At 55.3% G+C, this 25,749-nt stretch carries 25 protein-coding genes and 3 pseudogenes; 13 read left to right on the top strand and 15 right to left on the bottom strand.

The genetic code is table 11. The annotated features are described in order from the left end of the window. Positions 1-71 precede the first annotated feature (71 nt). Positions 72-1,532: a PQQ-dependent sugar dehydrogenase gene (locus ROLI_RS22395; protein WP_187431741.1), complete on the top strand. Its 1,461-nt coding sequence runs from the start codon at positions 72-74 to the stop codon at positions 1,530-1,532. A gap of 602 nt (positions 1,533-2,134) precedes the next feature. Here ROLI_RS22395 and istB read toward each other — a convergent pair. Beyond that, positions 2,135-2,936: pseudogene (istB, locus tag ROLI_RS22390) on the bottom strand (IS21-like element helper ATPase IstB). Between the two features lie 12 nt (positions 2,937-2,948). Next, on the bottom strand, positions 2,949-3,953 hold the full coding sequence (gene istA / locus ROLI_RS22385) for an IS21 family transposase (protein ID WP_187431742.1): 1,005 nt from the start codon (positions 3,951-3,953) through the stop codon (positions 2,949-2,951). A gap of 69 nt (positions 3,954-4,022) precedes the next feature. Here istA and tnpA (ROLI_RS22380) point away from each other — a divergent pair, with 69 nt between their 5' ends. From tnpA (ROLI_RS22380) to tnpC (ROLI_RS22370), 3 genes are read left to right on the top strand one after another with little or no spacing between them, the layout of a single operon-like run. Then, the gene (gene tnpA, locus ROLI_RS22380) at positions 4,023-4,415 is read left to right on the top strand and encodes an IS66-like element accessory protein TnpA (RefSeq protein ID WP_187431418.1); all 393 of its coding nucleotides are present in this window, start codon (positions 4,023-4,025) and stop codon (positions 4,413-4,415) included. Beyond that, complete coding sequence (gene tnpB / locus ROLI_RS22375; protein WP_085828814.1) at positions 4,412-4,759, top strand: IS66 family insertion sequence element accessory protein TnpB; 348 nt, start codon at positions 4,412-4,414, stop codon at positions 4,757-4,759. Before tnpA (ROLI_RS22380) ends, tnpB begins: the two co-directional genes overlap by 4 nt. A 49-nt stretch (positions 4,760-4,808) precedes the next feature. Beyond that, on the top strand, positions 4,809-6,308 hold the full coding sequence (gene tnpC / locus ROLI_RS22370) for an IS66 family transposase (RefSeq protein ID WP_187431419.1): 1,500 nt from the start codon (positions 4,809-4,811) through the stop codon (positions 6,306-6,308). A 22-nt stretch (positions 6,309-6,330) separates the two neighbouring features. Here tnpC (ROLI_RS22370) and ROLI_RS22365 read toward each other — a convergent pair. Next, positions 6,331-6,879 (bottom strand): annotated as a pseudogene (locus tag ROLI_RS22365) (IS21 family transposase); the annotation flags it as partial. Between the two features lie 181 nt (positions 6,880-7,060). Between ROLI_RS22365 and ROLI_RS22360 the strand changes: the two are divergent. From ROLI_RS22360 to ROLI_RS22345, 4 genes and pseudogenes are all read left to right on the top strand, one after another. Then, positions 7,061-7,474, top strand: a pseudogene (locus tag ROLI_RS22360) (transposase); the annotation flags it as partial. 129 nt (positions 7,475-7,603) lie between these two features. Then, positions 7,604-8,005 (top strand): IS200/IS605 family transposase, encoded by a 402-nt coding sequence (tnpA, locus tag ROLI_RS22355; RefSeq protein WP_405049029.1) that lies wholly within the window; start codon positions 7,604-7,606, stop codon positions 8,003-8,005. Positions 8,006-8,215: 210 nt separating this feature from the next. Beyond that, a complete protein-coding gene (gene tnpC, locus ROLI_RS22350; RefSeq protein ID WP_262386680.1) occupies positions 8,216-8,974 on the top strand; it encodes an IS66 family transposase in 759 nt (252 codons plus the stop codon). After that, positions 8,971-9,105 (top strand): transposase domain-containing protein, encoded by a 135-nt coding sequence (locus tag ROLI_RS22345; protein WP_262386679.1) that lies wholly within the window; start codon positions 8,971-8,973, stop codon positions 9,103-9,105. Before tnpC (ROLI_RS22350) ends, ROLI_RS22345 begins: the two co-directional genes overlap by 4 nt. Before the next feature lie 178 nt (positions 9,106-9,283). Here ROLI_RS22345 and ROLI_RS22340 read toward each other — a convergent pair whose 3' ends face one another. The 3 genes from ROLI_RS22340 to ROLI_RS22330 form a co-directional block, all read right to left on the bottom strand. Continuing rightward, positions 9,284-10,606 (bottom strand): glycosyltransferase family 4 protein, encoded by a 1,323-nt coding sequence (locus ROLI_RS22340; RefSeq protein WP_187431986.1) that lies wholly within the window; start codon positions 10,604-10,606, stop codon positions 9,284-9,286. 607 nt (positions 10,607-11,213) lie between these two features. Then, entirely contained in the window at positions 11,214-12,167 is a 954-nt protein-coding gene (locus ROLI_RS22335) for an IS30 family transposase (RefSeq protein WP_187431985.1), read from the bottom strand. Positions 12,168-12,201: 34 nt separating this feature from the next. Further along, positions 12,202-12,801, bottom strand: a complete 600-nt coding sequence (locus ROLI_RS22330) for a hypothetical protein (RefSeq protein WP_187431984.1) — start codon at positions 12,799-12,801, stop codon at positions 12,202-12,204. Between the two features lie 95 nt (positions 12,802-12,896). Between ROLI_RS22330 and ROLI_RS22325 the strand changes: the two genes are divergently transcribed. After that, the gene (locus ROLI_RS22325) at positions 12,897-13,091 is read left to right on the top strand and encodes a hypothetical protein (RefSeq protein WP_222869697.1); all 195 of its coding nucleotides are present in this window, start codon (positions 12,897-12,899) and stop codon (positions 13,089-13,091) included. Positions 13,092-13,438: 347 nt separating this feature from the next. Here the strand turns inward: ROLI_RS22325 and ROLI_RS22320 are convergent, their stop codons facing one another. Then, positions 13,439-14,104: a transposase gene (locus tag ROLI_RS22320; protein WP_262386682.1), complete on the bottom strand. Its 666-nt coding sequence runs from the start codon at positions 14,102-14,104 to the stop codon at positions 13,439-13,441. 8 nt (positions 14,105-14,112) lie between these two features. After that, positions 14,113-16,437 carry a Tn3 family transposase gene (locus ROLI_RS22315; RefSeq protein WP_262386681.1) on the bottom strand — a complete coding sequence of 775 codons (2,325 nt, stop codon included), beginning with the start codon at positions 16,435-16,437 and terminating at the stop codon, positions 14,113-14,115. 142 nt (positions 16,438-16,579) lie between these two features. Between ROLI_RS22315 and ROLI_RS22310 the strand changes: the two genes are divergently transcribed. After that, entirely contained in the window at positions 16,580-17,155 is a 576-nt protein-coding gene (locus ROLI_RS22310) for a recombinase family protein (protein WP_187431981.1), read from the top strand. Here ROLI_RS22310 and ROLI_RS22305 read toward each other — a convergent pair. The 7 genes from ROLI_RS22305 to ROLI_RS24045 all read right to left on the bottom strand — a co-directional run bounded on the left by ROLI_RS22305 (position 17,139) and on the right by ROLI_RS24045 (position 23,358). After that, positions 17,139-17,459, bottom strand: coding sequence for a hypothetical protein (locus ROLI_RS22305; RefSeq protein WP_187431980.1), 321 nt, complete (start codon positions 17,457-17,459; stop codon positions 17,139-17,141). The two genes, ROLI_RS22310 and ROLI_RS22305, sit on opposite strands and share 17 nt — an antisense overlap. 85 nt (positions 17,460-17,544) lie before the next feature. Then, positions 17,545-18,786, bottom strand: a complete 1,242-nt coding sequence (locus ROLI_RS22300; RefSeq protein WP_187431979.1) for a glycosyltransferase family 4 protein — start codon at positions 18,784-18,786, stop codon at positions 17,545-17,547. Beyond that, a complete protein-coding gene (locus tag ROLI_RS22295; RefSeq protein ID WP_187431978.1) occupies positions 18,783-19,706 on the bottom strand; it encodes an NAD(P)-dependent oxidoreductase in 924 nt (307 codons plus the stop codon). The genes ROLI_RS22300 and ROLI_RS22295 overlap by 4 nt, the downstream gene beginning before the upstream one ends. Continuing rightward, positions 19,703-20,836: a Gfo/Idh/MocA family protein gene (locus ROLI_RS22290; protein WP_187431977.1), complete on the bottom strand. Its 1,134-nt coding sequence runs from the start codon at positions 20,834-20,836 to the stop codon at positions 19,703-19,705. The genes ROLI_RS22295 and ROLI_RS22290 overlap by 4 nt, the downstream gene beginning before the upstream one ends. A 4-nt stretch (positions 20,837-20,840) precedes the next feature. Continuing rightward, positions 20,841-21,671, bottom strand: coding sequence for a glycosyltransferase (locus tag ROLI_RS22285; RefSeq protein ID WP_187431976.1), 831 nt, complete (start codon positions 21,669-21,671; stop codon positions 20,841-20,843). Between the two features lie 2 nt (positions 21,672-21,673). Next, complete coding sequence (locus tag ROLI_RS22280) at positions 21,674-22,546, bottom strand: acyltransferase (RefSeq protein ID WP_187431975.1); 873 nt, start codon at positions 22,544-22,546, stop codon at positions 21,674-21,676. A 485-nt stretch (positions 22,547-23,031) separates the two neighbouring features. After that, positions 23,032-23,358 carry a hypothetical protein gene (locus ROLI_RS24045; RefSeq protein WP_187431974.1) on the bottom strand — a complete coding sequence of 109 codons (327 nt, stop codon included), beginning with the start codon at positions 23,356-23,358 and terminating at the stop codon, positions 23,032-23,034. A 51-nt stretch (positions 23,359-23,409) separates the two neighbouring features. On the opposite strand from ROLI_RS24045, the gene ROLI_RS22270 reads away from it, so the two are divergent. The 3 genes from ROLI_RS22270 to ROLI_RS22260 all read left to right on the top strand — a co-directional run bounded on the left by ROLI_RS22270 (position 23,410) and on the right by ROLI_RS22260 (position 25,487). Beyond that, a complete protein-coding gene (locus tag ROLI_RS22270; RefSeq protein ID WP_187431973.1) occupies positions 23,410-24,381 on the top strand; it encodes a hypothetical protein in 972 nt (323 codons plus the stop codon). Next, entirely contained in the window at positions 24,378-24,638 is a 261-nt protein-coding gene (locus ROLI_RS22265; protein WP_187431972.1) for a hypothetical protein, read from the top strand. Before ROLI_RS22270 ends, ROLI_RS22265 begins: the two co-directional genes overlap by 4 nt. 102 nt (positions 24,639-24,740) lie before the next feature. Next, the gene (locus ROLI_RS22260) at positions 24,741-25,487 is read left to right on the top strand and encodes a leucine-rich repeat domain-containing protein (RefSeq protein WP_187431971.1); all 747 of its coding nucleotides are present in this window, start codon (positions 24,741-24,743) and stop codon (positions 25,485-25,487) included. The last annotated feature ends 262 nt before the right edge of the window (positions 25,488-25,749 follow it).

The following is a 25,749-nucleotide window of genomic DNA, read 5'->3' as shown; positions in this document are numbered from 1 at the left end:
CGACCGAAACGCATGTTATGGTCGGGCGGATTGAGACCACATATCTGACGTTGCGGGGCAAAGTATATCTGATGCCGGATCAGGAATTCCGGGTCGGTGGTGCCTTGGCGCTCTGGAATGACGATGTCATCGTGCAGCACAGCCGCGGCACCATTCTAGTGCTGGACGAGGAGAAGGGACTTATCAAGACAGATCTGGCGGTCCCTGAAAACGGTTTGGAGGCCTATATCCGACTGGCAGCCGATAAATATCCCGATCAGATCGCCAAGGATTACGCTGTGCGCTACAACGACTTGGAATTCATCGACAGCCCCGCGTTTCGCGGCTTTCTGAGTTCTTACACCTTTATTGATGTCGAAAACGAATGCTACCGGTCCCGGATCAGTAAGCTCGATATCCCACGCAGCGTGACATCAATTTACGATCTGACCGCGTCCGCTGGCGACTGGGAGATCATCTACGACTCAAGCCCCTGTCTGGAGTTCAACGACACGCGCGAGTTGCTCGTTGGCTATATGGCTGGGGGGCGTCTGGCATTCAAGGAACCCAATATTGTTTATCTAGGCAATGGGGAATATCACCGCGAAGGGCTCTACCGCCCCGATTCAGGTATCCAGTCCGATGACAGCGACTATGGCAAGACCATCGAGATCAATCTAACTACGGGGCAGTCGCGACATTATTCTAAAGGACACCGAAACCTTCAGGGTGTCGCCCTCGATTCTCAGGGGCGGTTATGGACCACTGAACACGGAATGCGCGGTGGGGATGAACTGAACCTGATTGTTGATCAGGAAAATTACGGCTGGCCGCTCGAAAACCTCGGCACGCTCTACAGTGGCATTCCCGCCCCGACCGAAGGACGCGTGGGTCGACATGAAATATACAGAGGGCCGGTCTATGCTTGGCTGCCGTCTGCGGCAGTGTCCTCCTTGGCACTGGTCGAGGGTTTTCACGAGACTTGGGACGGGGATCTGCTGATAGGGTCCCTGCGCGAAAGAACCCTGTTCCGCGCCCGCATAAAGGATGATCAGATCGTATTCCTTGAAACGATCCCAATCGGACAGCGCATCCGGGATGTGATGCAGGTAGGGCCCAAGAAGCTCGCACTCTGGCTTGATACAGAAGAGGTGGTCATTCTGGAAACCGAACCACGGGTCGATCCATTGACGGACCTGGTTATACGCCTGACTGAAAAGGGCATGGCGGCAGATATGGCAGAAACTGCGCGGGATGTGCTGACGGGATGCAACGAATGCCATTCCTACGAGGAAAACGTTCATGGAGCGGGTCCATCGCTGCATAATGTGGCCGGACGCAGGATCGCTTCAACTGCTTTTGCCAACTATTCGACGTCCTTACGCGGAACAACTGGGGTGTGGGATGCACAATCCCTGACAACCTATTTGACCGATCCAGAGGTCTTCGCTCCGGGCACGGCGATGGCCGGACTGGGGGTGGGTAATCCCGAGATTGCCAGTGCCGTTGCAGCTGCTTTTGAAGAGCTCTACGCTCCGGTGGAGTACGAATAAGGTCCTATATTTGTCTTATATCAGCGCCTTTGGGATAGATTTGACGCTTTGAGTAACGGAGGAATTCTGGTTCATCTTATTGATCAGAAGACAGAGATGACGAAGAAACTCCAGACATCGAAAGATGCTGCCGACAAGGTTTTTTAAGAACATCCGTCGCAAGACACGTCTGCCCTAGCTGCTCTGACGGGCCATAGAGTGTGTTGATAGTGTCCACTAACGATAGTGGATTGGGTCGTCTAATCGCATAGTGTTTTGCAAGCACTTTTTCCCATAACCCAGCAATCGCTGTACCTTTTCGGGCTCCAACGTAGATTGGCAAAGCTGGTCTTGCACTTTACTCCTGAGGGTCGAGATCTCGTATGCCGGGTGCAGTGTGTCAACGGCGGCGTAAAACCCTGCCATTGGGGCGGAGTAAAAGTCGGCCAGTTGGTGCCGCGCCTTGGGGCGTGATGCCCTCAAGTAGCAAGAACGTTCCAAGGCGCGTTGGCCGTCTGCGCATTCCGGAGCATCCGGCCGGTCATTCCGACAACATCCGGCCACCTAAACCGGGGCATCCGGCCACCTTTGGCGCGCCGTGTTGAGGCTCGAGGTTTTAGCTATCAGTTGGCGGGCGTTTCGTCACCCGATTTGACCTCCTGCTTTCTGAACGATTGGCCTTCAAGTTCGATCCGGTAGGCGTTGTGTACGAGACGGTCGAGGATGGCGTCGGCGAATGTGGGCTCGCCGATGACATCATGCCATGTGCTGATGGGCAGTTGGCTGGTGATCAGAGTTGAGCCATTGCCGTAACGATCCTCGACAATCTCCATCAGGTCTCGCCGTTGGCTGGCATTCAGGCGATCAGGCCCCCAGTCATCGAGAATGAGCAACTGGGTCTTCGTCAGCGTTTTGAAGACGCGTGGAAAGCGGCCATCGCCATGGGCCAATTCGAGTTCATCAAACAGACGCGTCGCGCGTTTGTAGAGGACAGTGACGCCTTCTCGGCACGCCGCTTGCGCCAACGCACAGGCCAGCCAGGTTTTACCGACACCGCAGGGGCCTGTGATCATCAGGTTCCTTTTGTCTTTGATCCATTTACCCGTGAGCAGGTTTTGGAAGAGCGCTTTGTCCAGACCTCGACGGGTTTTGTAATCCACGTCCTCGGGGGCGGCACCGACATGGCGCAAGCGCGCGGTGCGCATGCGGCTTTCAAAGCGTTTGGTCTCGCGGCTCGTGGCCTCTGTGTCGATCAGCAGGCCCAGCCATTTATTACCCGATAGGCGATTTGCATAGCAAATCTGCCGTAAGGGCGGCATGGGTCAAGTCGGCTGTGCCGTCTTGTGTCTGCATCTCGGCAAAGGCTTCTGCCATGCCGTCGAGCCTGAGCGTTCTGAGTTGATCCAGTGTTGGATGGTCGAGCATATTTTATCCTCTTCAATGGAAGTATCCCGCGCCACGGATATTGCTGTGTGTGATCGTGGGGCCGTCCGTGGCGGGCTGGCGGCGCTGACGATCCAGACCATTCTTCAGAATGGAATGCAGGGATGAGTAACTGTAGGCGTTGATCTCAAGGGCGCGTTCGCAGGCGCGATCCAGACGATCATTGCCAAAGCTCCGCGCGAGTTTGAGCACGCCAAGGCAGGCACGATAGGCCTGTTCAGGGTGGCGGCGCTTCTCCATTAGCAGCGTCACGAAGGTCGCAACATGCGGCCCGATCCGGGCGGCACGGGTGCGGACAACGTCCGGCGACCAATCCGACCGGAACCGGTGATTGGGCGGCATGTGATCGCGGACGGTGGAATGCTGGCGGTTGCCCGACGTTCTGGCATGGGCCGCAACCCGTTGACCATTATGGAAGACTTCGACGGTGCGGGCAGTGACGCGCACCCAGAGCTTCTGTTTGATCAGCGGGTGTGGCACCGAGTAATAGTGCCGGTCGACATCAATGTGGTAGTCAATCCCAGCCCGTCGCAGCTTCCATTCCGCATAGATATAAGGTTCAGCAGGCAACGGCTTCAGCGCGGGTTTATCGAGCGTCTCGAACAGGGCTCTACGGCTGGCCCCAAGATGACGGGTGACTTTATTGTTCAACTGATCGCGCAGGGGCCTGATCGCCGCGTTTAGCTCATCCAAGCTGAAGAACGTCTGGTTGCGCAGGCGGGCCAGTATCCAGCGCTCGGCCAACAGCACCGCACCCTCGACCTTCGCTTTGTCCTTCGGTTTGCGAGGCCGCGCAGGCACGACAGCGGTATCGTAATGCGCCGCCATATCCCCATAGGTGCGATTGATCGCGGGATCATGGAAACAGGCCTTGATCACCGCAGCCTTCAGATTGTCCGGGACGACCTGCGCAGGCACACCACCCAAAAAGGCAAAAGCACGGACGTGGCTGCTGATCCAGTCTGGCAGGCTTTGGGTCCATGGTAAGCGTGCGGCCACGCTGCTCTGACGCCTCATAGAGTGGGTTGATAGTGTCCACTAACGATAGTGGACATCTTGAGGGCAGATATGGCGGGTAAGAAGGGTCAAAAGAAGCGGTTTTGGTCTGATGAGGAGAAGGTGTCGATCTGTGCGCAAACATGTGCGCCGGGGGTATCGGTAGCGCAGGTCGCGCGGCGGTACGCGATGAACACCAACCTGATCCACAAATGGCTACGTGATCCCAAGTTTGCACCTGATCCGGAGATCATCGAAGACGAGGTTGGTGAAGCGCCATGTTTTCTGCCTGTGGAGATTGTTGACCGGCCAGGTGCTGAAGAACCGGTTCCCGCGCTTGCGGCAAATGCCACATCCGGCCATAGCGCGATTGAGATCGACATCGCGGGCGGTCATCAGCTGAGGATTGTCGGTAGCTACGATCCCGAAGCATTGGCTCGGCTCATCCGAGGTCTTTCTGCATGATCCCTGTCCCGGCGAACACGCGCGTCTGGCTGGCTGCCGGTGTGACCGACATGCGTCGTGGGTTCACGACGTTGGCTGCGCAGGCTGAACAGACATTGAAGCAAGATCCGTTTACCGGGCATCTGTTTGTCTTTCGTGGACGGCGAGGTGATCTGATCAAGATTATCTGGTGGGACGGGCAAGGTGCATGTCTGTTCAGCAAGCGCCTGGAGAAAGGTCGGTTTGTTTGGCCGTCGGCGAAAGAGGGCAAGATCGCTCTGACCGCGGCCCAGTTGGCGATGCTGCTCGAAGGGATCGATTGGCGTTTACCACAACGCAGCTGGACACCGCTCAAGGCAGGATAAATGCGCGTGTGGGATTCCCGCCGGATCGTTGTTTTGCTATAGTCTGGCCATGCTGGACGTCGATAAATCACTGCCGAAAGACCCTGATGAACTCAGGCAGTTCACGGCGATTTTGCTGGCCGAGGTGAGGTCGCAGGCTGTTTTGATCGAGAAGTTGCGGCATCAATTGGCCGGTCAACGCCAATGCCGCTTTGGGTCGTCATCAGAAAGCATTGAACAACTACAACTGGCCTTGGAAACAAGCGAGATCGCGGTTGCCAAGATGACCGTGAAGCTACGCCTTCCCGATGAGGAGCCAAGAGACAAACCAAAACGCCGCCCGATCCCCGATCACATCCCGCGCATGGAAGTTGAGCTGACCACCGGTGATGATGATTGCGCTCAGTGCGGTGGTGGCTTGCGCCGTCTGGGCGAGGATGTGACCGAAGAGCTTGAGTATGTTCCTGGACGCTTCATCGTGAACCGCATTGTGCGTCCACGCTTTGCATGTTCTGGCTGTGAGGCCTTCACACAAGCAGCGTTACCTTCGCGCCCAATCGAACGGGGCCGTCCCGGCCCGGGCCTGCTGGCCCATGTTCTGGTCAACAAATACGCTGACCACCTGCCGCTGTATCGCCAAAGCGGCATCTTCGAGCGCGACGGGATCGACATTGACCGTTCAACGCTGGCCGACTGGGTTGGCAAATCCACAGCTCTGTTGGAACCACTGGCTGATGCCATCGGGCGGCATGTGTTGGCTGGACAGGCTATCTTTGCAGACGACACGCCGGTAAAGATGTTGGCCCCCGGCACTGGCAAAACAGCGACAGCGCGTTTGTGGGCTTACGGTCGAGATGAACGGCCCTGGGGCGGCGATGCCCCTCCCGCCAGTTGGTATCAGTTCTCGCCGGATCGCAAAGGGCAGCACCCCAAGGATCATCTCGCAAAATATCGGGGCTGGATGCACGCGGACGGCTATGCCGGGTTCGAAGATCTCTATCGTTCCGGCGACATCCACGAGGTCGCCTGTATGGCGCATGTCAGACGCAAGTTCGTAGATGTTCATCGCGCCCAAGGCTCTGCCATCGCCAATGAGGCCATCCAGCGCATCGCGCAGCTCTACGCGGTCGAGAAAGAGGCACGCGGGTCACCACCAGATCGACGCGCCGGTCTCCGACAGGCGCATGCAAAACCGATCTTCGATGATCTGGAAGTCTGGCTACACACCCAACTCCCAAGTATCTCTGGCAAATCGCCGCTTGCGGGTGCGATCCGCTACGCTCTGACGCGCATGGCGCGGCTCCGGCCATATCTCGACCACGGCATCCTGGAGTTGGACAACAACACCGCCGAACGGGCCATGCGGTCTGTTGCAATCGGGCGCAAAAACTACCTGTTCGTTGGATCACAAACCGGCGGCCGCGCTGCCGCCATCGCCTACACCTTGATCGAAACGGCCAAACTGAACCGCATCGATCCGCAGGCTTGGCTGGCCGACACCTTGGCACGCATCCCAGACTACAAAATCAACCGCGTCGATGACCTGCTGCCATGGAAAACTGCCTCATAGGGCGGTCAGACCGGACGCTTACGGTCCATGTCGCCTCAACATAAGTGAGGTTCGACGCCCCAAGGGTTGCGACAAAGATCTGTGCAGTGCGCACTTCGCCCGTCTCAGGGCAAATGACATCGACAGTGTGTCCTGCGTCATCAACAAACAGCCGCTCGCCCGCAGGGTGCCGCTGACGCATCACCGGCGACAAGCGTCCTTCCCACCGAGTGTAGAGTTCGCAGTATCGGCTGTATCCGTAGCCATCGGGATAGACGCCGCGATACTCTTCCCACAGCAACGCCAGTGTCACCCCCTTGCGCCGCAATTCCGCATGCACGTAGGACCAATCAGGTTGAGGGATCGCCCGCGCAGACCCGCCAGGTTGATGCGGAAACAGGCGCTGCTCCAGATCAATATCTGACAGATCATCGGGCAATGGCCAGGCCAACCCGGCCACGTCCGCGCGCCGGAAATACTCCGACACCGTCGCACGGCCCAACGACAGGCTCTGCGCGACCTGACGCCCTGACAATCCATCTGCTCGAAGCCGCAGGGCTTCCCGTATCTTGCGCATCGACAATCTCTGCATCGTGCCACCTCCCATTCAAAAGAACGGCAAGGTAGCCAGTTAAAGACTGCCTCAAAACAGACGCCAAATCCCCAAATCAGGGGTGGCCGGATGCCCCGGTTTGAGTGGCCGGGTTAAATCGGTACGGGTGGCCGGATGCTATCGGAACAGGTGGCCGGATCACCCCGGAATGCGCAAGGGGTTGCTGGCTCTGCACCGTGCGGGTGAACTCAGCTTCTACGGCGATCTGCTCGGGCTGTCCGATCCGCAGGCCTTTGCCGCATATCTCGCCCCGTTGCGCACAATAGACTGGGTGGTCTATGCCAAACCACCCTTCGGCGGACCCGAAGCCGTGCTCGCCTATCTCAGCCGATATACCCATCGCGTCGCCATCTCAAACAGCCGCTTGGTCAGCGCCAATGCCGACACCGTCGCGTTACGATGGAAAGATTATCGCGTCAAAAACGGTGACCGCCGATGCGTCATGCGCCTTTCCACATCCGAGTCCATCCGGCGCTTTCTCATCCACGTGCTGCCAGACCGGTTCCACCGCATCCGCCACTATGGTCTGCTCGCCAGTTCAACCCGCAAGGCTAATACCGCAAAGGCTCGGAATTGACTTTCTACCTAATGGATTTAAGCCACCGGCTTCTAGCCGGTCCGCTTCAGCGAAGCTGTCTTTGATCTTCTCTCTTGAATTTTGAAACCCGCTGAGGCGGTGTGGTTTCAAAATTCAAGAGAGAAGATCATGCGTTATTCGAAATCCGCTCACACGCGATTTTACCACAGGTTTCACGTCGTGTGGGCCACAAAATATCGCTACAAGGTTTTGCAAGGGCCGATGCGGGAGCGTATCCGAGAGATTATCATGCAAACCTGTGCTGAAATGGGCGTCCATATTGTGAAAGGCGTGCTGGGTCGCGACCATGTCCATATGTTCCTGTCGAGCCCACCAAAGCTCTCCCTGTCCAAAGTCATGCAGCGCATCAAAGGCCGCTCGTCGCGACGGATACAGATGGAGTTCCCGGAGTTGAAGAAGCGCTACTGGGGGAGGCGGTTCTGGGCCCGGGGATACTTCTCAACCACCTCCGGCAATGTCACCGACGACATCATCACGCAGTATCTGGAATTACATTCCTCCAAATGATGCTACCGGCGTCAGCCGGTAGTCCTTCACTGAGCGGCACAAAGCCCAGCTCATCAATGATCAGTAGGCTGACCTTGGCGAGCTGCCGCGTAACCGCCCGATTGGCACCGCCTGCCTGATTTCCGCGTGATGATTTAAGACACGTGCATAGCGACGTCGTTAGTGACGTGTCTTATGCGGAGGGTGTCATGCGGGGCGAGGTTCTAGGTGTTGAGCGACGGCGGCGATGGAATGATGAGGATAAGCTCTCGGTCCTTTCGTCTGTCGGGATTGACGGCGCTAATAGATGAAACGACAGCACCAGTGCTGGACCCCGGACGCGGGCGCACAAAAACCGGCTATCTCTGGGCTCTGGCCCGCGATGATCGAAGTTGGGGTGGCGACGATCCGCCCGGCGTCGTCTGTTTCCATGCTCCGGATCGCCGTGGCGAAAACGCGGAGAAGTTCCTGACCGGCTTTGATGGAACGCTCCAGATCGACGGTTACACTGGTTACAATCGGCTGACCAAACCGTCGCGCACAGGCGGTGAGCTCATCACCGTGGCCTATTGCTGGGCGCACGCGCGGCGCAAACTGAAGGAAATCTTTGATCGCGACGGCTCCGAGATCGCCGCCGAAGGCTTGCGGCAGATCGCCGAGATCCACGCCGTTGAAAAAGATATCCGCGGCACATCTTCCGGCCAACGCCTGTCCGCCCGCCAGGCGCGATCCGCCCCGCGGGTCGCCGCATTTGGGCAATGGCTTCAGGCGCAACGCCTGCGCATCTCCGCCAGGTCACGCCTCGGCGAAAAACTGGCATATATACATAACCACTGGAACGGGTTGCAGACCTTCCTGACCGACGGCCGCGTCGAGATCGACAGCAACAAAGTCGAAAACCTAATTCGCCCGATTGCCCTCAATCGCAAAAACGCGCTGTGCCCGGCCACGACGAAGGCGGCAAAGCCTGGAGCCGTATCGCTTCCTTGATCGAGACTTGCAAGATCAACGGCGTGGAGCCCTTCGCCTACCTGAAATCTACGCTGGAAGCCATCGCCGCAGGCCATCCCAAAAACCGCATCGACGACCTGCTCCCCTGGAACTTCAACCCGTCAACCTGAAATCACGGTACCCTCCAGCCGCCGCTTACACTGTCACTGGCTTTCCCTAGGAAATACAGCTCAAGCCGCGCCCACAAAATATCCGACACCACAAACCGTTGCTCGATCATTCAAACCTTCATTTTGGAAGTTTGAATCAGAAATCAGTGCAAATGGGAATCCTGAATGTCCACAGACCCTAAAAAAAATCTGGTTTATTTTTGGTCTCATTCATCAACCAGTTATAGACTTGACGAATCTGCCTCGCCTTGGCGGCCCATGTAAATCGATTCCGTACACGCTCTTGTCCATTCTGAGATAGTCTTGGTAGCGCGGATGGATCTGTAACGATGTCCTCTAGACAGGATCGATATGCAGCAATGATTTGGGCACGCGATCCAATAGGAATTTTATAGCCGACTTCATCATCCACTAACTCTCCGGGACCTGCATAATCCACGATCACTGGTACCACGCCCAGAGCCATAGCCTCAAGCACGACACCGCCACCAAATTCGCGTATCGATGGAAACGTCAGTAAATTTGACTGTACGGCAATGGATTGTACTTCTTCGTGCCCCTGCCACCCATGCAAGGTCACCGATTTCTGAAGACTGAGTTTGACGATCTGGTCACGTAGAGTTTGTATCATTGGGCCATCACCGATAATGTCCAAAGTTAGTTTTCCCGATTGTATTAATCCGGCAGCAGCTTCCAGTAACATATCAGGGCCCTTATAAGGCACCAAACGGCCAATAAAGCAGGCGTGCAAGGGACCCTCCAAATCTTGTTTCGCGATTAGATTGAAGCGCGTCGGGTCGATGGCATTTTCGGGCAAGTAGAAGCATTTCTCTTTATACTGGATTGGAATCTCGCTAGCGGTATAGTGAGATCCGGTAAGAATAGCCGAAGCTGCTTTGAGTGTATTGTTCCGTCCAGGCATCAGCTTGTAAGCACCTCGAACATAAGACAACCATTCGCGTTCGCGACGTCGTTCGGAATCGAACCCCTTGGGCCAAGGGACCCCACCATTCAACGGACCCATCATGAAGGGTACACCCGCTGCTGTTACCCGGCGCGCTATTGGGCTGTTCATTGTGGGGCTCAAGGGAGTAATCCGATGCACTATATCATAATCCCCTGCCTTGATCGCGGCTCCGAATTTTTGCCATACTAAGCGCTCGAAATAAGGATAGGCGATTGCGGCAATCGCTGTGCGCATGGTCCAGCCCTTGCCTTTCCCCATGCTTAGAATTTGCCCAAGTTGATACATGGGCCGGGTAACGGCTTCGGAATTGATGGCTGTGAAATCTTTGCCTTCGATGAGGCCTGTGCGTAGGATCGCATCCCTGTTACGTATTTGGGTAACCAAATGAACATCCGCTACTTCTCGCAGCGCATTCGCTAATGACCATCCTACAAGTGGAACGCTGACCCATTCAGGATTTGCCGCCTCCGCGATGACAAGAACCTTAGGCTTAGAACTTAGATGGGGAAAGATAGCAGACGATGATTGGGACATGTCAACCTCACGGAATTTCGAGTTCGCGATCCATAAGCGGAATATTGGTTTATTGTAAGATCAACATATACCCGGTTTCATAATAACGAAAAATTGCATTTTATTTCATATTTTATAGGCATTTAGGTAATCATCGTGAAGCCATGAAATTCTAATACGATTTTATCGTATTATGTTGTTATGACTTGGAATCATTTGATCTCGGTGAGTTCACACTCTGCTGGACATTTTTTGACCGGATGAGGCCATCTTTTGGCAATAGTGTCATAATCCCGCCGCTGGTTCCTTTGTATCAGTCGGCGAACCAACTGCCAAGCGTACTTGAGCGCCTATTTCTACAGTGCCCTCGCGCAGTACGTACGCCAAAGAGACCGTTCAAAACCCTGGAGTTATGCCTCTTTGAGCAGTGGTGGCGTTGGGTTTAGCAAACTTGCCACGTAGGGTGATCTGTCAGTCTCAGGCGGGGTATATCGGGTGCGCTCCGAAAGATTTCCGTTCAGCATCGCTGTGAGCGATACCTGAAGCGCGACACCTATTGGGTTTGAGGGTAAGGTGATTGGCCCATTTCCTTCAACATGTTTTCTTTGAAGGCTTCTGCTGGCGTCTTTCATCCGAGACATTTGCGTGTCGTATTGTTGAGCCGGTCGCTGATTTCCTTGATGTCGTGATCCGTGAGTTGCCGGATATCACGCTTGCGGGGCAGCCATCTGCGGGCCCTTCGGTTAGTGTTCTCAACCGTTCCTTTTTGCCACGGAGAGGAGGGATCGCAAAACCATGTTTGGGTCCCAGTCTTAGCCTGCAAATGCGGCCAGCTGATAAATTCACTTCCGCGATCAAACGTGATGGATCTGCGCGCGACATAAGGCAGATCTTTGATCGCTTTCATGATCTTCCCCATAACAGGCTTTGTGCGCTTACTGGGGTTCTTCAGGGTCACCGTGAACCGACTGACACGCTCGACCAGCGAGATCACGTTTGTCTGGCCCCGCTTCTGTTCAAACAGCATCAAATCACCTTCCCAATGCCCAAACTCGCGGCGGTGGGCGACATCATCCGGGCGAAAAAGTATGCTGACTTCGCGGTCGAAATTGGCCTTCCGACGCTTGCGCGCACGACGTGGTGTACGGTTCTTTCTATGCAAGGGCAGATACCACCACAGTTCCTGCGCCATGCCTTCTTTGGAATAAATATGGCGGTAGATCGTCTCCTGGCAGACACGTTGTTTGACCCCGTCAAAGATCATCCGATTGCCGATTTGCTCAGGCGTCCAACCGTTCTTGAGGTGTTCTATAACTCGGTTGCACAAGTCAGGATATCGGATCAGCTTGCGCTGTGTTGAGCGCCGCCGCTGCGTGAACTGGTGCGCCGCCATTCCAAAGTATCCAGCATACTTCTTGGAAAAGGCATCATCAGCCCAGAAATTGCGTTTGATCTCTCGAAAAATCGTGGACTTGTGACGCTTCAACACGCGTGCCATCTCGGCGACAGGCACTTTCGCATGCCACCAGTCTTCAATTCTACGACGTTCTTGCATGCTAAGTTGCGTATAAACCGCTCCCATGCGATAGACTCCTCATTAGATAACCCATTGTTTTCTAAAAGGAGTCGCACTTCAAGGTAGCGCGCACCCGAATACATAAACGGGTTCTATAATCCGCGCCGCCGCCATTCAGCACTGGGTTGGAAAAGCCCAGTCGCTTTCGAACGGAAGGTGGCTTAAACGAGCATCGGGAGCGGTACGAAAGCGGGACAGGTCCATATTTTGTATTGGCGCGTTTATCAGAAGCAGTCCTGTGTCCGGCGCGATGGCGCTCGGCATAGTTGATGACTGAGTCGCTATTTCGGCCGATATAAGTGGTGAGCTTTTGCAAAAGCTTGTTTGCGCGCCGCGCCCAAAAACAGTGCCCTATCTCAGAGAAGAATTTTGAGCGAACCGCGGTCGCCAAATCCAAGGCACGCTTCGGCTGCCCGTTCAAAAGTCTCCACTTGATACGGTCAATATCTTGCTCGAACAGCCCATGACCCTCGGGCGCTGTCAGAGCCATCTGGACAAGGGGCTGAAGTTTCATGGAAATATAAACCCAGTTGAGGATGTGAGTTGCCGGTTGTGGCAACATGGCTGCTAGCTGTTTGAGGCATTCTTCGCCATCCGAGATCACCGTGATGTCGCCCCTTTCGGCATAACCCTGATCCATCAAAGCCAGTGAAGCGGCCGCATCTAGTTCAGCCGACTGGGTTCCCTCAAATGCAAAGAGCGGGCCGGGATTGTCTCCGGACCGCCACGGCCGCAATGGCCAACAACGGCTTCGGGCGTTCGCCCGCTTCCATGCTTGACCAATGGGATATGCGCAGTGTCTATGTTGAAGACGAATTCGCGCGCGGGATCGTTGTCCAGTTGCAACTCCAACTGCGTGCGTTCTTCCTTAACCAGAAATTCGTGCCAGCGTCGGCTGCGTTCAGCGTCTCCGATGCGCTTTCCGACTGAAAGCGTGCGATGCCGAAGGGTGGTGAATTTGCGAGACAAGTGCCCTGGTAAGAAGGTCGACAGAATCTCCGAAGCCTCTCGGTAGGACAGTTTGGCGCCGAGCCTCGCCGCCAGCTCCATCAATTCGGGCGTGGCACGATCAGGACAGAGATCGGCGGCAGGAGAAAAGGTGAAGCATGCCCAGGGAGAACATTTCTGGCAGATCATAAGGCGCGGCTAAGTCGCCGGAACCGCGCCGAAAACGGGTTCCTCCCAACAAAGGTACGTAATGCGACATAGCGTTCACGCCATGATGTTGGTCTGATGGCGTTTTTCGTGTTTTCGCCCCACCCGTTTTGCTGCTCTGTTTATGCTGCCTTTTTCGGGGGCAGGATGCCAAGGGTATCGCGGAGCTTTTCCTCGGAGAAGTCGTACTCGCCGAGCATGTTGATATGTGCCCATGACATGGGCGAATGGGAGGCGATCAAGCGTAGTAGGTTTTTTCTGGTCTCGGTGTCTGGAGCCTTTTCAACCTGTCTGGTCAGGTAAAGATAATTCCAACAGATGATGCTGTTTTTGATCAGGCGGTTGCAGGCCTCTGCAACTTCCTGTTCTTCCTTTTTCACTTGGGTGAACTCACGCGGGTTGCCGACGGCCACGGCACGGGTGAAACGGTTGGCCAGCACGACCTTGTTGAGCTGACGCTCGATGGCCTGCCGCAGGGTGAGATCGTCGATGTAGCGCAGGATGAACAGGGATTTGATGATCTGCCCGAAGGCCTTCATGGCTTGATAAAGCGCGTGCTGGCGGGAATAAGAATTCAGCCGCCGGAAGATGTCCGAGGCGGTGTTTTCCTTCAGCTTGATGGTGGCCATCAGGCGCAGCAGGTCATCCCAGTTTTCGCGAATGATGGCTTCATTGATGGTCTTGTCAGGGCGGATGGCCCAGTCATCATCGGCCTGATTTTTCGGCTTGAAGATATAGAGTGTCTGCTTGCCAACCCCCTTAATGCGTGGAGCAAAGGAAAAGCCCAGCAGATGGGTCAGGCCAAAGACAGCCTCGGTGTAACCGTGGGTGTCGGTGGAATGGATGTCGCTTTAACGACATCGTTGCACATGAGGCCGTCGATCACATAGGCGCTTTCGCGATCCGCCGCGCTGATCATCAGGGAATGCCACAGGAAATTACGCTCATCGACGAAGGTATAGGCGCTGACGCCTTGTCCCTGCCCGAAGTACTTGAACGACCGGCTGGCGTGCAGACTATCGCCGCGCACCTCGAATTTCTGGCCATCGCTAGCAGTATGGAGCTGATCCTGCGTCTGACGGTACAGATTGGGCAGCTCCATCGCGCCCATGGCCTTAACTACGGCGTCATTGGCGGCTCTGATGTTCTCAAGCGAGAAGCGCCAGTTCACCGTATGATCCAACTCGCTTTCCGTCACGCTCGTGGAAATCCGCGCCATCTTGCGCACGCCGATGCCACAGCCCAATCCCATGATCCCGGCGAGCAAGGCGGGGTGGGATGTCGCCTGCCGGACATGGGTCTGCTGCCAATGCTCGAAGGAAAGCAGCATTCCGCAGTGATTGTTGACGGTTTCCAAAACCTGCGCGAGCGGCACATCGTGCCGCTGAGGAAAGAGATCGCCCAGTGGGTCGGGCTCACGGGCATCGATGGCCGGTGTGCCAATGTGGAACGTCCCATCCTTGCGCAGCTTCAGGTGGGGATTGTTGGCGGCACGACCATTCGTTGCCTGGTACTGGGAGGTGAGCGCGGAATTCAGCGTAGCCAGTACGGAGGCAGGATCAGTGAATTCCGTCAAACCTGCCCGCTCCAACAAATGGCCCTTTTCGTACTGCCAACGATCTTTATCGATCAAGTAAGCATCCATGGGTCGATATTTGTAGGACTGTTCCACGTTGAGGTCGCCGGATTTGATGGCCGTAGTGACGGCGTGAAATAGAAATACCTTGTAAAGCGACACCCGGAAGGTGCCATCGCCCCGCACAAGCACTGCCCTTTGTCCCACATCAAGGAAGTCCATCGGCGCGTGGCTAGCTGATAAATCCCCATCTGCCTTGAAGTGATCAATCGCATCCAAAAGCGCAGCGGCACGCTTGTTGGGCATGAAGTTGAGCGCCCGCAGCAGTGGACTGAGGCGATTTTGCAGCCTCAATGACCGGGCCTCCAGAATATCATGCCAACCGGCATCACTGGCGGTCGCTGCAAAATCATCCTTCAGTCGGTCAAAATCTTCCGGCTGCCCCTGACTGAGAAGGGCCACTGTGGCGGTGACCTTTTCTGCGTCTGACAGATTGGCCGCTGACATGACGCTCTGAATATCGCGGAGAACACCAAAGACGGAAACCTCCAAACCATTGACGACGATTTCGATCTGCCGTTGCTGGTTCTGACGCTCCTGTACGAGCGTTTCCTGATAGTCCCGGGCCGCAGCGGTTTTGAAGGACGCCATGACGCTGAGCCACAGATCAACCATGTTGTCCTGACAGCGGTAGAATTGGTGGGCAACAAAGGCGGCGGCATGAATGTATCGATCATTTTGATCCCGGCGCCGCATCTGGAAAATCTCTGATCGCAGCACACCACCCGCAAAATACCGAATGCCTGCGGTGCCAAGATCGAGTTGTACAAGAATGTCGCCCAACTGGTGATGCAGCTCCGACAATATTGCAAAATCAGCGACGGCTTCCTTGATCCTTGAGGGGCTCGTCGATTGTGACAATCGCTTGAGCAGCGTTAGACGGTAGCCGTTCTGAGCATCCGGTGACGTGAACAAGTCATCAAGAAGGTTCCGCGTCTCGGCAGGCAGTTGACTGTCCATCAATGCAATCAGCTCTGCCTTGCGCTCGTGCAGACTGGCACGGATCAAATCATTCAACCGATGGGCGGATGGCACCTGCACGCGCCGCTGGATCAGAAAATCCACGCAGCGGTCGAAGATCAGACGCGGTTTCAAATGCATTCGCGCCATTGTCGCGATCTCGGTGGCCAAGGCAGCGCTGGCGCTCAGATCAAAAGGTGTGAAGCCATAAAAATCCAGAATGGTCTGCTGATGGCGCTGCCGAGTGCGATCCGGATAATGGAAGCCTGATGGAACCGAATGGTCAAGCTGGCTAGCCACATACGCAACATCGCGATCCACGAAATCCGCAGGCGCATAGAGCCGTCGTGTCGCACGAAAATATCCGCAGCTTACCAGAAAACTGATCTGATGATCCGGATTGCGCATGGTCGCGGCGACTGCCAGCAAAGATTTTGGAAAGTCGAAGAACTTCTTCCGGTCGCGATGGTCGAACGGGGGTGGCTTGTTGAAGGCCTCCTGTTCATTGACCGTGAGAATGCGCATTCGGGGCATAAACTGATCCTGTCAACGGTGACCGAAAAGGGACGGTTACGGACAGGGCTAAAGAGTATGTCCGGAAATTACCTTGCGATATTATAGGACACAGGTATCATTACGTACACCTGTTTCGTAAAGAAGATTGTCCATGTCACGCACTTTTGCCTATGCCCGCGTCTCCACTTTCGACCAGACACCCGAAAATCAAATCCGGGAAATCGAAGCCGCTGGTTTTGCAGTTGAGCCGCACCGCATTGTTGCCGAAACCATCTCAGGTTCGATGGCCATCGCGCAGCGCGAGGGGTTTTCCAAATTGCTGGACAGAATGGAGAAGGGTGACGTGTTGATCGTCACCAAGCTCGACCGGCTTGGGCGCGATGCTATTGATGTCAGCACCACGGTAGCCAAGTTCGAAGACATCGGTATTCGTGTCCACTGCCTCGCACTCGGCGGTGTTGATCTCACCAGCTCCGCCGGAAAAATGACTATGAACGTCATCAACGCCGTGGCCCAATTCGAGCGCGACCTCCTGATCGAACGCACGCAATCTGGCCTCGCCCGAGCCAAAGCAGAAGGAAAAATGTTGGGCCGACCAGCAGCTCTATCAGCCGATCAGCAAGCTGAGGTGAAAGAGAACATCAAAAACGGCGAGGCAATCTCAGCCATTGCACGCCAATTCAAAACCAGCAGGCAAACAATTATGCGCGTCAGAAATCAGGGATAATCCTATGTCGCGTTTCGTACCTTTGTTGGGATAGACCCCATACTGTCAACATCTTCCGTTTCTGGTAGCCCTTGATCGGCAAAAGACCGTTACAGCACTGGCAGACACGCCGATAGCGAACCCAGAGATCAAGCTCACGCTGCACGACAGCCTTCTGGATCTGATGCATGATCTCTTTGCCGTCCTCAACTGAACAGCCGATGCGACCGTCCGTCAGGCTATCAAGATTTTTCTCGAATAAGAACTCCTGCCGATAGTCTTCGCCGGTCAGATCAACCGCTTCAACTGTGACGCGCCAATGCATATTCCCCTCCACTTTACATCAAAAGTGGAAGCTTCCCATGGCCCAATCAAATTTGCACTCCAGACAATTGCATGGTCTCCTGCTCTCAACAATGCGATCCTAAGCCTTTTGGCAACGTTCCCGCCAGGCTGGCTTGTAGCAATTCCCCCAGCCAGCGGGCTTCGGTGTTGATATCGAACTGCTCCGCGACGCGCATCTGACCCGCAGCCCCCATGCGTGCGCACAGGGCAGGATCCGATAACAGCTGATCCATGCGCGCGATCAGACTGTCCAGATCACCGGCGGGGATCGTAAAGCCGTTGACCCCAGTTTCCACCAACTCGCCTACGCCTGCTACCTGACTGGCAATGACGGGGAGCCGCGCGGCCATTGCCTCCATCAAGACAACGGGCACCCCTTCGGCAAAGCTGGGCAATACCAGCAGATCGCTGGCCGCCAGAATGGTGGCAACGTCGTCTTGCGACTTGTAACCGACGAAATCCGCCGCCAGCCCCAGATCATCGGCCTGTGTTTCCAACCGGGCGCGGTGTGGGCCGTCCCCGACCACTGTGAGCACCGCATCGGGGTGCTGTTCACGCAGGGCCGCCATAGCCTCCAGCAGCAAGGGCACGCCCTTGACCGCATCCAGCCGCCCAACAAATAAAACCCGCTTGGCATAAGCGCGATCCGCGTCTTGCCCATAACGGGCGGGATCCACACCGCAATGCACGATTTTCAGCCGGTTCCAGTGGGCAGGATCGGAAAAGAACATCCCCTGTGCGCGACAAAAATGGCTGATGCAGGCGACAAACGCCGCGCGCGCGATTTTTTCATCAATGCGCCAATGCATCGGTTCAAAGAAAATGCCCGGCCCGTGCATTGTCAGACTATAGGGAATGCCGCTCATCTGGGACATCAGCATCGCCACCGAACAGCTTGAATCTGCGAAATGGTTATGCAGATGAGTGACGCCCTTTTGACGCAGATGATGCGCCAGAACGCCCGCTTCCAGAAAATAGGCTACTTGTCGGATGGTGGTCTTGATCCCCGGTGGGCGGGTTTGCAGGGCCAGGCGCGCTGTCGCAAACCAATCACGGGGCCGCGTGCGCAACATGGCAAAATGCGCTGCCAGCAGGCGTATCGGGTTCAGCGTTGATTTCATCACCGCAAAAGTTGCGGCATGCTCCGCTTTTTGTTCGGGGCCGACATGGTGGTGGGCATCCGTGGCTCGGATCGTGGCGGTATCCACCGTAAAACCCTGCGCGCGCAGGGCCGCGACCTCGCGCTGGATGAAAGTGTCCGTCGCGCGGGGGTATTGTCCGGTCAGATAGGCGATATGGCGGGTCATGGGGTGTTTTCCTGTGCTTTGGCGGCGGCCACGGCCTGTGCAAAGGACCGGGACGGCACCGGGCCAAGCTGATCCCGCGCACGGGTCAGATCATAGTTCAAGGGTTTGAACCGCGCAGCCCAGGCCGGACCCCGGCCCAGCCACTGCGCCACGCGCAGCACCGCCGCAAGCGGCACGCGGTGGGTGTTTTGTCCGATTGCGGCCAACCACTCCAGCTGTGTTGGGGGAGAGGGATCGACAAGGTTTGCCACCAAGCCAGACCCATCGCGCAGCGCCGCATGCACCAAAGCGGTTGCGGCGTGGTCGACGTGGATGGCCGGCACCTGTGCGTGTCCTCCGGGGCAAATCACCCGACCGGCGCGCGCAAATCCCAGCTGCGCGCTCCATAATCGGCCCGGACCATAGATCGCACCGGGGCGGAGGATGTCATGGGCCAGACCGCTATCTTGCACCTGGTGTTCCTGCGCGCGTTTGGCGATGGCATAGGGGTCACGGCCATGGCCGTTGCCCAATAACGGGCTGTCCTCTGACAGGGTCGCGCCTTCTGGCAGGGCGGCGATGTCATAGACGGAAAACGAGCTGATCAGCACCAGTTTGGCGGGCTTTTTCGCGGATTGCATGGCGACAATCAGATTGCGGGTGGCGCGCAGGGTATCGCGGCCATGATCATGGGCTGTTCCGCCAAAGCTGGCGGCAGCATGGATCACCGATGTCACACCCTCCAGATAGGGGGCCAGTTGATCCGGCGCAGGGGATCCACCCAGATCGACGCGTGCCGTTGTGATGCTGGGATCCTTGGTCCAGTCACTGGGGGCTGTGCTGCGGATCAGGGCGGTAACCTCTGATCCGGCGTGACGCGCGGCCCGCACCAGCGCCTGCCCCAGAAATCCACCCGCCCCTGTGATCAGGATCCTGCTCATGCCAGCACCTCTGCCCAAGGCATCGGCGCGATCGGAGCAAAGCGGGTTTGCATCGGTTGCGCGCCCGTGGTTTCACCCGCGTTCTGAATGGCCAGCGTGACCTCTGTCAGGTGCAGCGCAAAATCGGCGGGCATCCGGCTGGGACGGTTGTCGGCGATCGCATCCAGGACCTCTGCGGGACCAAGCGCGAAATTCATCGCCGCCGCCCCAGTGCGTTTGACCTTATTATGGGTCGGCCCGCGCAGCCGCAGGCGTTTGGTAAGAGGCCATTCCACCAGCCGCCGTCTGATCCGCCGTCTGATGCGGCGGCGCACGGGCGCTGAATTGTCCCAGCATTCGCCAACCTCCAGCGTGCCGGTGGTCCCGAATATGCGCAAACCATGATCATGGGCCGCAAGGATGGAGCAGGTCAGCCGGGCAACCACGCCGCTTTCGAAATAAAGCACGCCCACGGACAAATCCGGCGCGCTGGGGTCCCCATCCAATTTGCCAGTGTCCAGTTCTGCAGCACCAGCCACCACGGTGCGGATCGGACCAAAAGCCATCATCAGCCAGGTCAGATAATACCCAGCATGTTCCAGCGTGCAGCCAATCTGATATTCATCACGCGCGGGCCAAGGCGCGCCGGATGCGCTGATCCAGCTGTCCGTAGCAGCCTGGCTGATGAACCCGTCATCCAACTCGGCATAGATGGCCAAGGGTGTGCCAATAACTTTGGCGCGCAGAGCGGCCCAGAGCGTTTGGGCGGTTTCCGACAGCATTGAGCAGGGCGCAGAAGCCAGATGCAAGCCCCGCTCTGCGGCCAGATCATGCAGGCTTTGGGCATCCGCCACGCTCATCGCCAGGGGTTTTTCACTATACACGTGATGCCCCGCACTCAGGCATTCATGGCTGACCGCGAAATGCGCGTCAGGGTTGGTCAGGTTCAAAATCAGATCATCAGGGCCGCATTGCGCCAGCAGGCTGGGAATATCCGCCACGCTCACCACATCCCAATGGGCCGCAAAGGCCGCCAGCCGCGCGGCATCCTTGTCGGTGGCCGCGCGCAGGGTGATATCCGGCATCACCGCCAGCGAGGTCATATAAAGATCGGCCACAAAGCCGGTTCCGATGATGGCGACATATCTCATGGTTTCAACGTCCCCGGGTCCATTCGTCTGATGAGCGTTTTGTCCTTACGGCGAGGTGCACGGCGAGGTAAACCGCAAAGCTAACCGGGTGGCGCAGCGCCAGTCGGGCCGCACCTGCCAGCCCCAGCCCCGGCGTGGTATCATTGACCATCAGATCTGGATAGAGACGGCGCACCTGCCTGACCCCGGCGTCCTGTCGGCGCCGGACCTTGACCAGCCCCGCAAAGCCTTCGATCATCGGCCAGTGATAACAGGCATGCACCTCAATGCGCTCTGCGGGTGTGAAATTCAGCCGAACAAAGGTATCGTCGGAAATGATATCGGGAAACGCGCCCCAGCGTGCGCGGCCCGCTGCATTCACCGCAAACAGCCCCGCCCCCACAGCCCCCGCTTTGACAAAGGGCAATTCCTGCCACAAGCGGGCATAGGCGCGGGTCAGCGCCGTTTGAGCGCGGCTAACCACCAATCTACCCGTGGCATAACGTGGCGCGTCGGTGTCCAAGGCGGCTTCCAGCTGGCCGACCAGGGTAGGATCGCACCGCACATCGGCATCCAGATAGATACGCGGCCCTGCTCCGGCCTGTGTCTCAGCTGAATTCAGTGCGCTGATCTTGCCCGGCTTCGGCAGATCCAGCACCGCCAAGGCATAACCACGGGCTGCAAAGTCAGCTTCCAGGGCACGCGCAATCGCAACCGTATCATCAGTGCAGGCATTGGCCGCCACGATCACCTGTAAACCACCGGCATCCTGCGCCAACACATGGGCCAGACACTCGGCAATGTAGCCCGCCTCATTATGGGCGGGGATGATGATGGTGGCGGTAGCCTTGGTCATTCTTAACGCGACCCTGCTCTGGACATTGCGCGTTTTGCAGAGCCTGAAAACTGCGCCAAGCGGCGTTTGTACCAGGCGATATAGGGTCGTTCGATCCATGTCGTCATTGCCATTGAGATCAAGACGGACAGGACAAGGATCAGAATGATGAGCCCGTTGTGGGTGCTGGCATTTATCCCCAGAAGCCGGGCGCTCAGAACATTAACGGTCGCGATCAAAAGCGGATGCATCAGATAGAGGATATAGGAACTGTCACCCGCCAGAATAGCGAAACGTGGTGCCTTCCACGGTATGCCGACCGCGCCATAGATCAGCAGCGCGGCGGGCAACCCCCATTTGAATTCACGACCCACGCCAATCCCATCGAAAAACCCACCCACAGCGGTCCCATAGGCAATGACCCCGCGCAGGCCCATCAACCAGTAGAACAAACAAAAGATCAAATAAAAGGATATTTCTAGCGTCAGGGTCCAGGCGACTGGGAAAATCTGGGTCTGAACCGGGATCAGCAGATAGGATACCAGCAAAGATGAGGGCGACAGCATATCATATGTCGCGCTATGCCCGGTCAGCCGATAAGATGCATAACCCAATATGATCGCGAGGGTCAAAAACACCCAACAGGTTGGATAAATACAGAAAAACCGGTTCAAGCCAAAGTTCTTTACATCAAAACCAGGTTTGCGGATCATAGTCAGCATGATGATAAACCCGCTGATAACAAAGAAAATATCCACGCCTGCAGCGCCACGTTGCACGAAATCAAAGATACCTTGAAAGTTTTCAACGCCCGCAGATCCCAATTGCACATGATAAATCACCACGAGAAAGGCGGCCACGAACCGCAGGACCTGAAGGCCGTCTAATGTTTGCATAAGTTCGGTCCCTTTTGACGTTGCAGCGGGCAGCTGAATAGTTCCACTTGAGTGGTCAAATTTTAAGGTTAAAGGCTGGTACGCGGTAGCCGCAATGCAGTTTTGTGAGGAAACTCCGTTCGAGTTCATGAGGTATTCCAATATGGGCGCTATCTTTATAAGAAAAAATGAAAATATCATGGCAGAGATATGCTTAAAGAGATCCTGCCTGTGTGCTGCACGATCGGCCATTATGGCGTTGCGCGACGCATGGCGGTGGTTGAGCGACCCTCACGGTGCGCTTTTTACCATGACGGGCGCAGGGGCACATGCAGGGTTTTCATAAGGCGCGAACACAGTGCCGGCAATCAGCCATGTGGTGGGTACCCGCGGGGAGTTTGGGATCAGATCCACCAAATTGGCAGCCAAAAGTAGACAAAGCCCACTGCCCCACTATGCCAACGTCCTGCCTTTATAGTATAGTACCAAAATGATCATCAGCAGGATCAGAAGACCAAATTGCGCCAGATAGCCAAATCAGCCTTGCGGGACTGTTGCATTAATCGGTGGTGTCGGCCACGTTTTGGCTTTTGGGGTTCGGCATGCCACGCAAACCTCCGTTCAAGCATCACCGTTTTCCGCGTGAGATCATCCTTTGTGCTGTGCGGTAGTATTTGCGGTATCCGCTGTCGTATCAAGACGTTGTGGATCTGCTGGCTGAGCGTGATGTCAGTGTGGATCGATTCACGGTTTACCGCTGGGTTCAGAAGTTCAGACCTGAACTGACCAAACGAAAGGAAAAACACTTGCGCCGAGCCAGTGTCGATTGACATGTGCTCTCTTCAAAGCTGTGATAAGGCGCATGAAGTCGCTAAGTTGATTTCATGCGAGAAGCCGACGAATTAACGCTAGATGATGCTATCGAGATTGACTTGCAGGCTGCGGTCAATGCCTATGATAGCTTTCAACCCCTACAAAATGGGCGGACGCACAGACGTAGCGACGGAACAAAAGTAGCGTTGTTTAATAGGTCTCTTAAGCAGATAGTAATTGGCTTGAGAGCGTCGGTCAGCAAAGGAGAAGTACTTCTCGGGTCAAAGCAAACGATATCAAAGTGGCGTTTGGGACGAGTATCAGCCCCAATAAAGAGAAGACTAAGCGTCTGCTTGGCAATTCTCGCAGTGACCGGCAAAGACACCACAAAACGGCAAATCCTAGCCCGACGGGCAATAAGCTTCTCGGATTTGGTCCAGCTTGGAAGTACGCATCCACAGAAAGTGACAAATAATCCTGAAGAGATTTCCGATGTGACATATAGTTCGGTACTTCAACACGCACTTTTCAAAACAGCCAGGACACGTGTCATGAGTTCTTGGGTTAAGGATACGAGAGATCGCAGGCAAGATCGACAAATCGGAACTGTTGATTACGCGCTTCGCGAAGCAAATATTCGAGTGTTAGTCGAGGACGGTGAGGTTTCTCAATGGCTAAGACGGTTCCCATCTGTTGATGAAGATCGCAACGGACGCGCTGACGGATGTGTCGTTCTCTGGAGCGACCAAGACGGGTGCTGGATCATTCAACCCACCAACATGGGCCACCTGCAAGCGCGAGTTGAAAACTTAGAATTATGCAGAGTTCGAGCATCACGGGGCGCTGTAATGCAGGTTGCGGTAACCGCGTCCCGCGACCAAATCGAAGATAATTTTCAGTTGAATCAGGTAGTAGGTGAGGGAGCGGTAGAACTCCGCGACGACCAAAAGGCACTCGCTAGAAACAGACTGATTGGGTTGGTTGTCGGGCAGCATACGAAGGGCGAAGGAATGTTGGCCATCCAAAGGGTTAAGCTTCCTTGAGCGAAATTTGGCTAAGTAGAAGGTCTTCAGAAGCAATCGACACCATCCTTGATGACGATTTGGATGATATCGTTTCACTTGTAGCCAGCATAGGCTATGATCCTAGAACATTCTTTGAGTTTGGAAACTGTCGTGGCCTTGACTTTAGCGGCTCCTCAATAAACGGAATATCATTTCTCGGCGCAGATATTAGCGAGTGTACATTTTTTGAAGACCAGCTTGATCTTGCTTTAGCAACTAAACCTGTGCGTTACTAAAATATACAGATTTACTCCCGGCCTGCGTATAGTCGGTTAGAAAATGAAGAAGTAGACAGATATCTAAAGTTTCTCATTGACCGAAGCATTACAGACATTGACTTGAGCCAGTTCCCTTACCTACAAAATATTCCGGAGCGAATATCAGAATTTTCTGATAGATTTAAGGTAACTATAGATATTTCAAGAACAAACATCGAAAGCATAGCACCATTAGCTCCGATTGAAAATTTGAATGGCTTGGAGGCGTTTAGGTCGAAGATTTGTGACATCGGAGTACTTAAAAATTGTCATGTGTTGACGTCACTCAGACTGTGTAAGACAAACGTAAGTGATTTATCACCAGTTGCAAACTGCTTGAAACTAGAGACTTTGAAACTAGGCGGAACGCATGTTGACAACATCGACTGTCTTTCATCATTGGTCAAACTTAAGGCTCTCACACTTGCAGGAACACGGGTCAGCGAACTCAAAGCTCTGGAAAGCCTAGTCGATCTTGAAGAGCTGACGCTTAGTGGCACGGATGTAACTGATATTGGCGTCCTGCGTTTCTTAAAGAGACTACGGACTCTCACACTTTCTGGTACGCCAGTGGAGGACTTTAGCCCGATATCTGGGCTAAAAAATATGACAAACCTTACACTAAGCCATACTAGTTTTGATGACCTGAACGTTATTTCAGAGCTACGAAATCTAAGGGTTCTGGCAATATCTGGAACTGGCGTAAGAGATGTTACACCGCTATCAAAAATAATGAAATTGAGAATGCTGGTCGCAAAAGGTACCCCAATCGAAGGTGTTGAAAACCTACCAAACCTCAAAGAAACAGAGCCATATTTGGAAGACTGAAATTAACATAATCAACCTTATAGATCAGATTATTGATAATAAAAATCCTCTCGCCTTCTGAGACAAAAGCCTGCCAAAACCCTATGGGTTTTGAGGCGCATATCTCGCCGTTGGGTTGGGCACATAGCCCCCTCACCGGCGAATATCGATGGCGGTTGAAGCGACCTCAAATGGCTTAAAGGGGTTTTCTGCACTCAGCCGCACTCGACCCCACATTGGCCGCATCTGTTCGTCAAACGTACACATCATGATATGGACGAGC

Source organism: Roseobacter fucihabitans, assembly GCF_014337925.2.
Classification (GTDB): domain Bacteria; phylum Pseudomonadota; class Alphaproteobacteria; order Rhodobacterales; family Rhodobacteraceae; genus Roseobacter; species Roseobacter fucihabitans.
The sequence above is the reverse complement of the archived record's forward strand: the minus strand, read 5'-3'. Positions and strand labels throughout refer to the sequence as shown.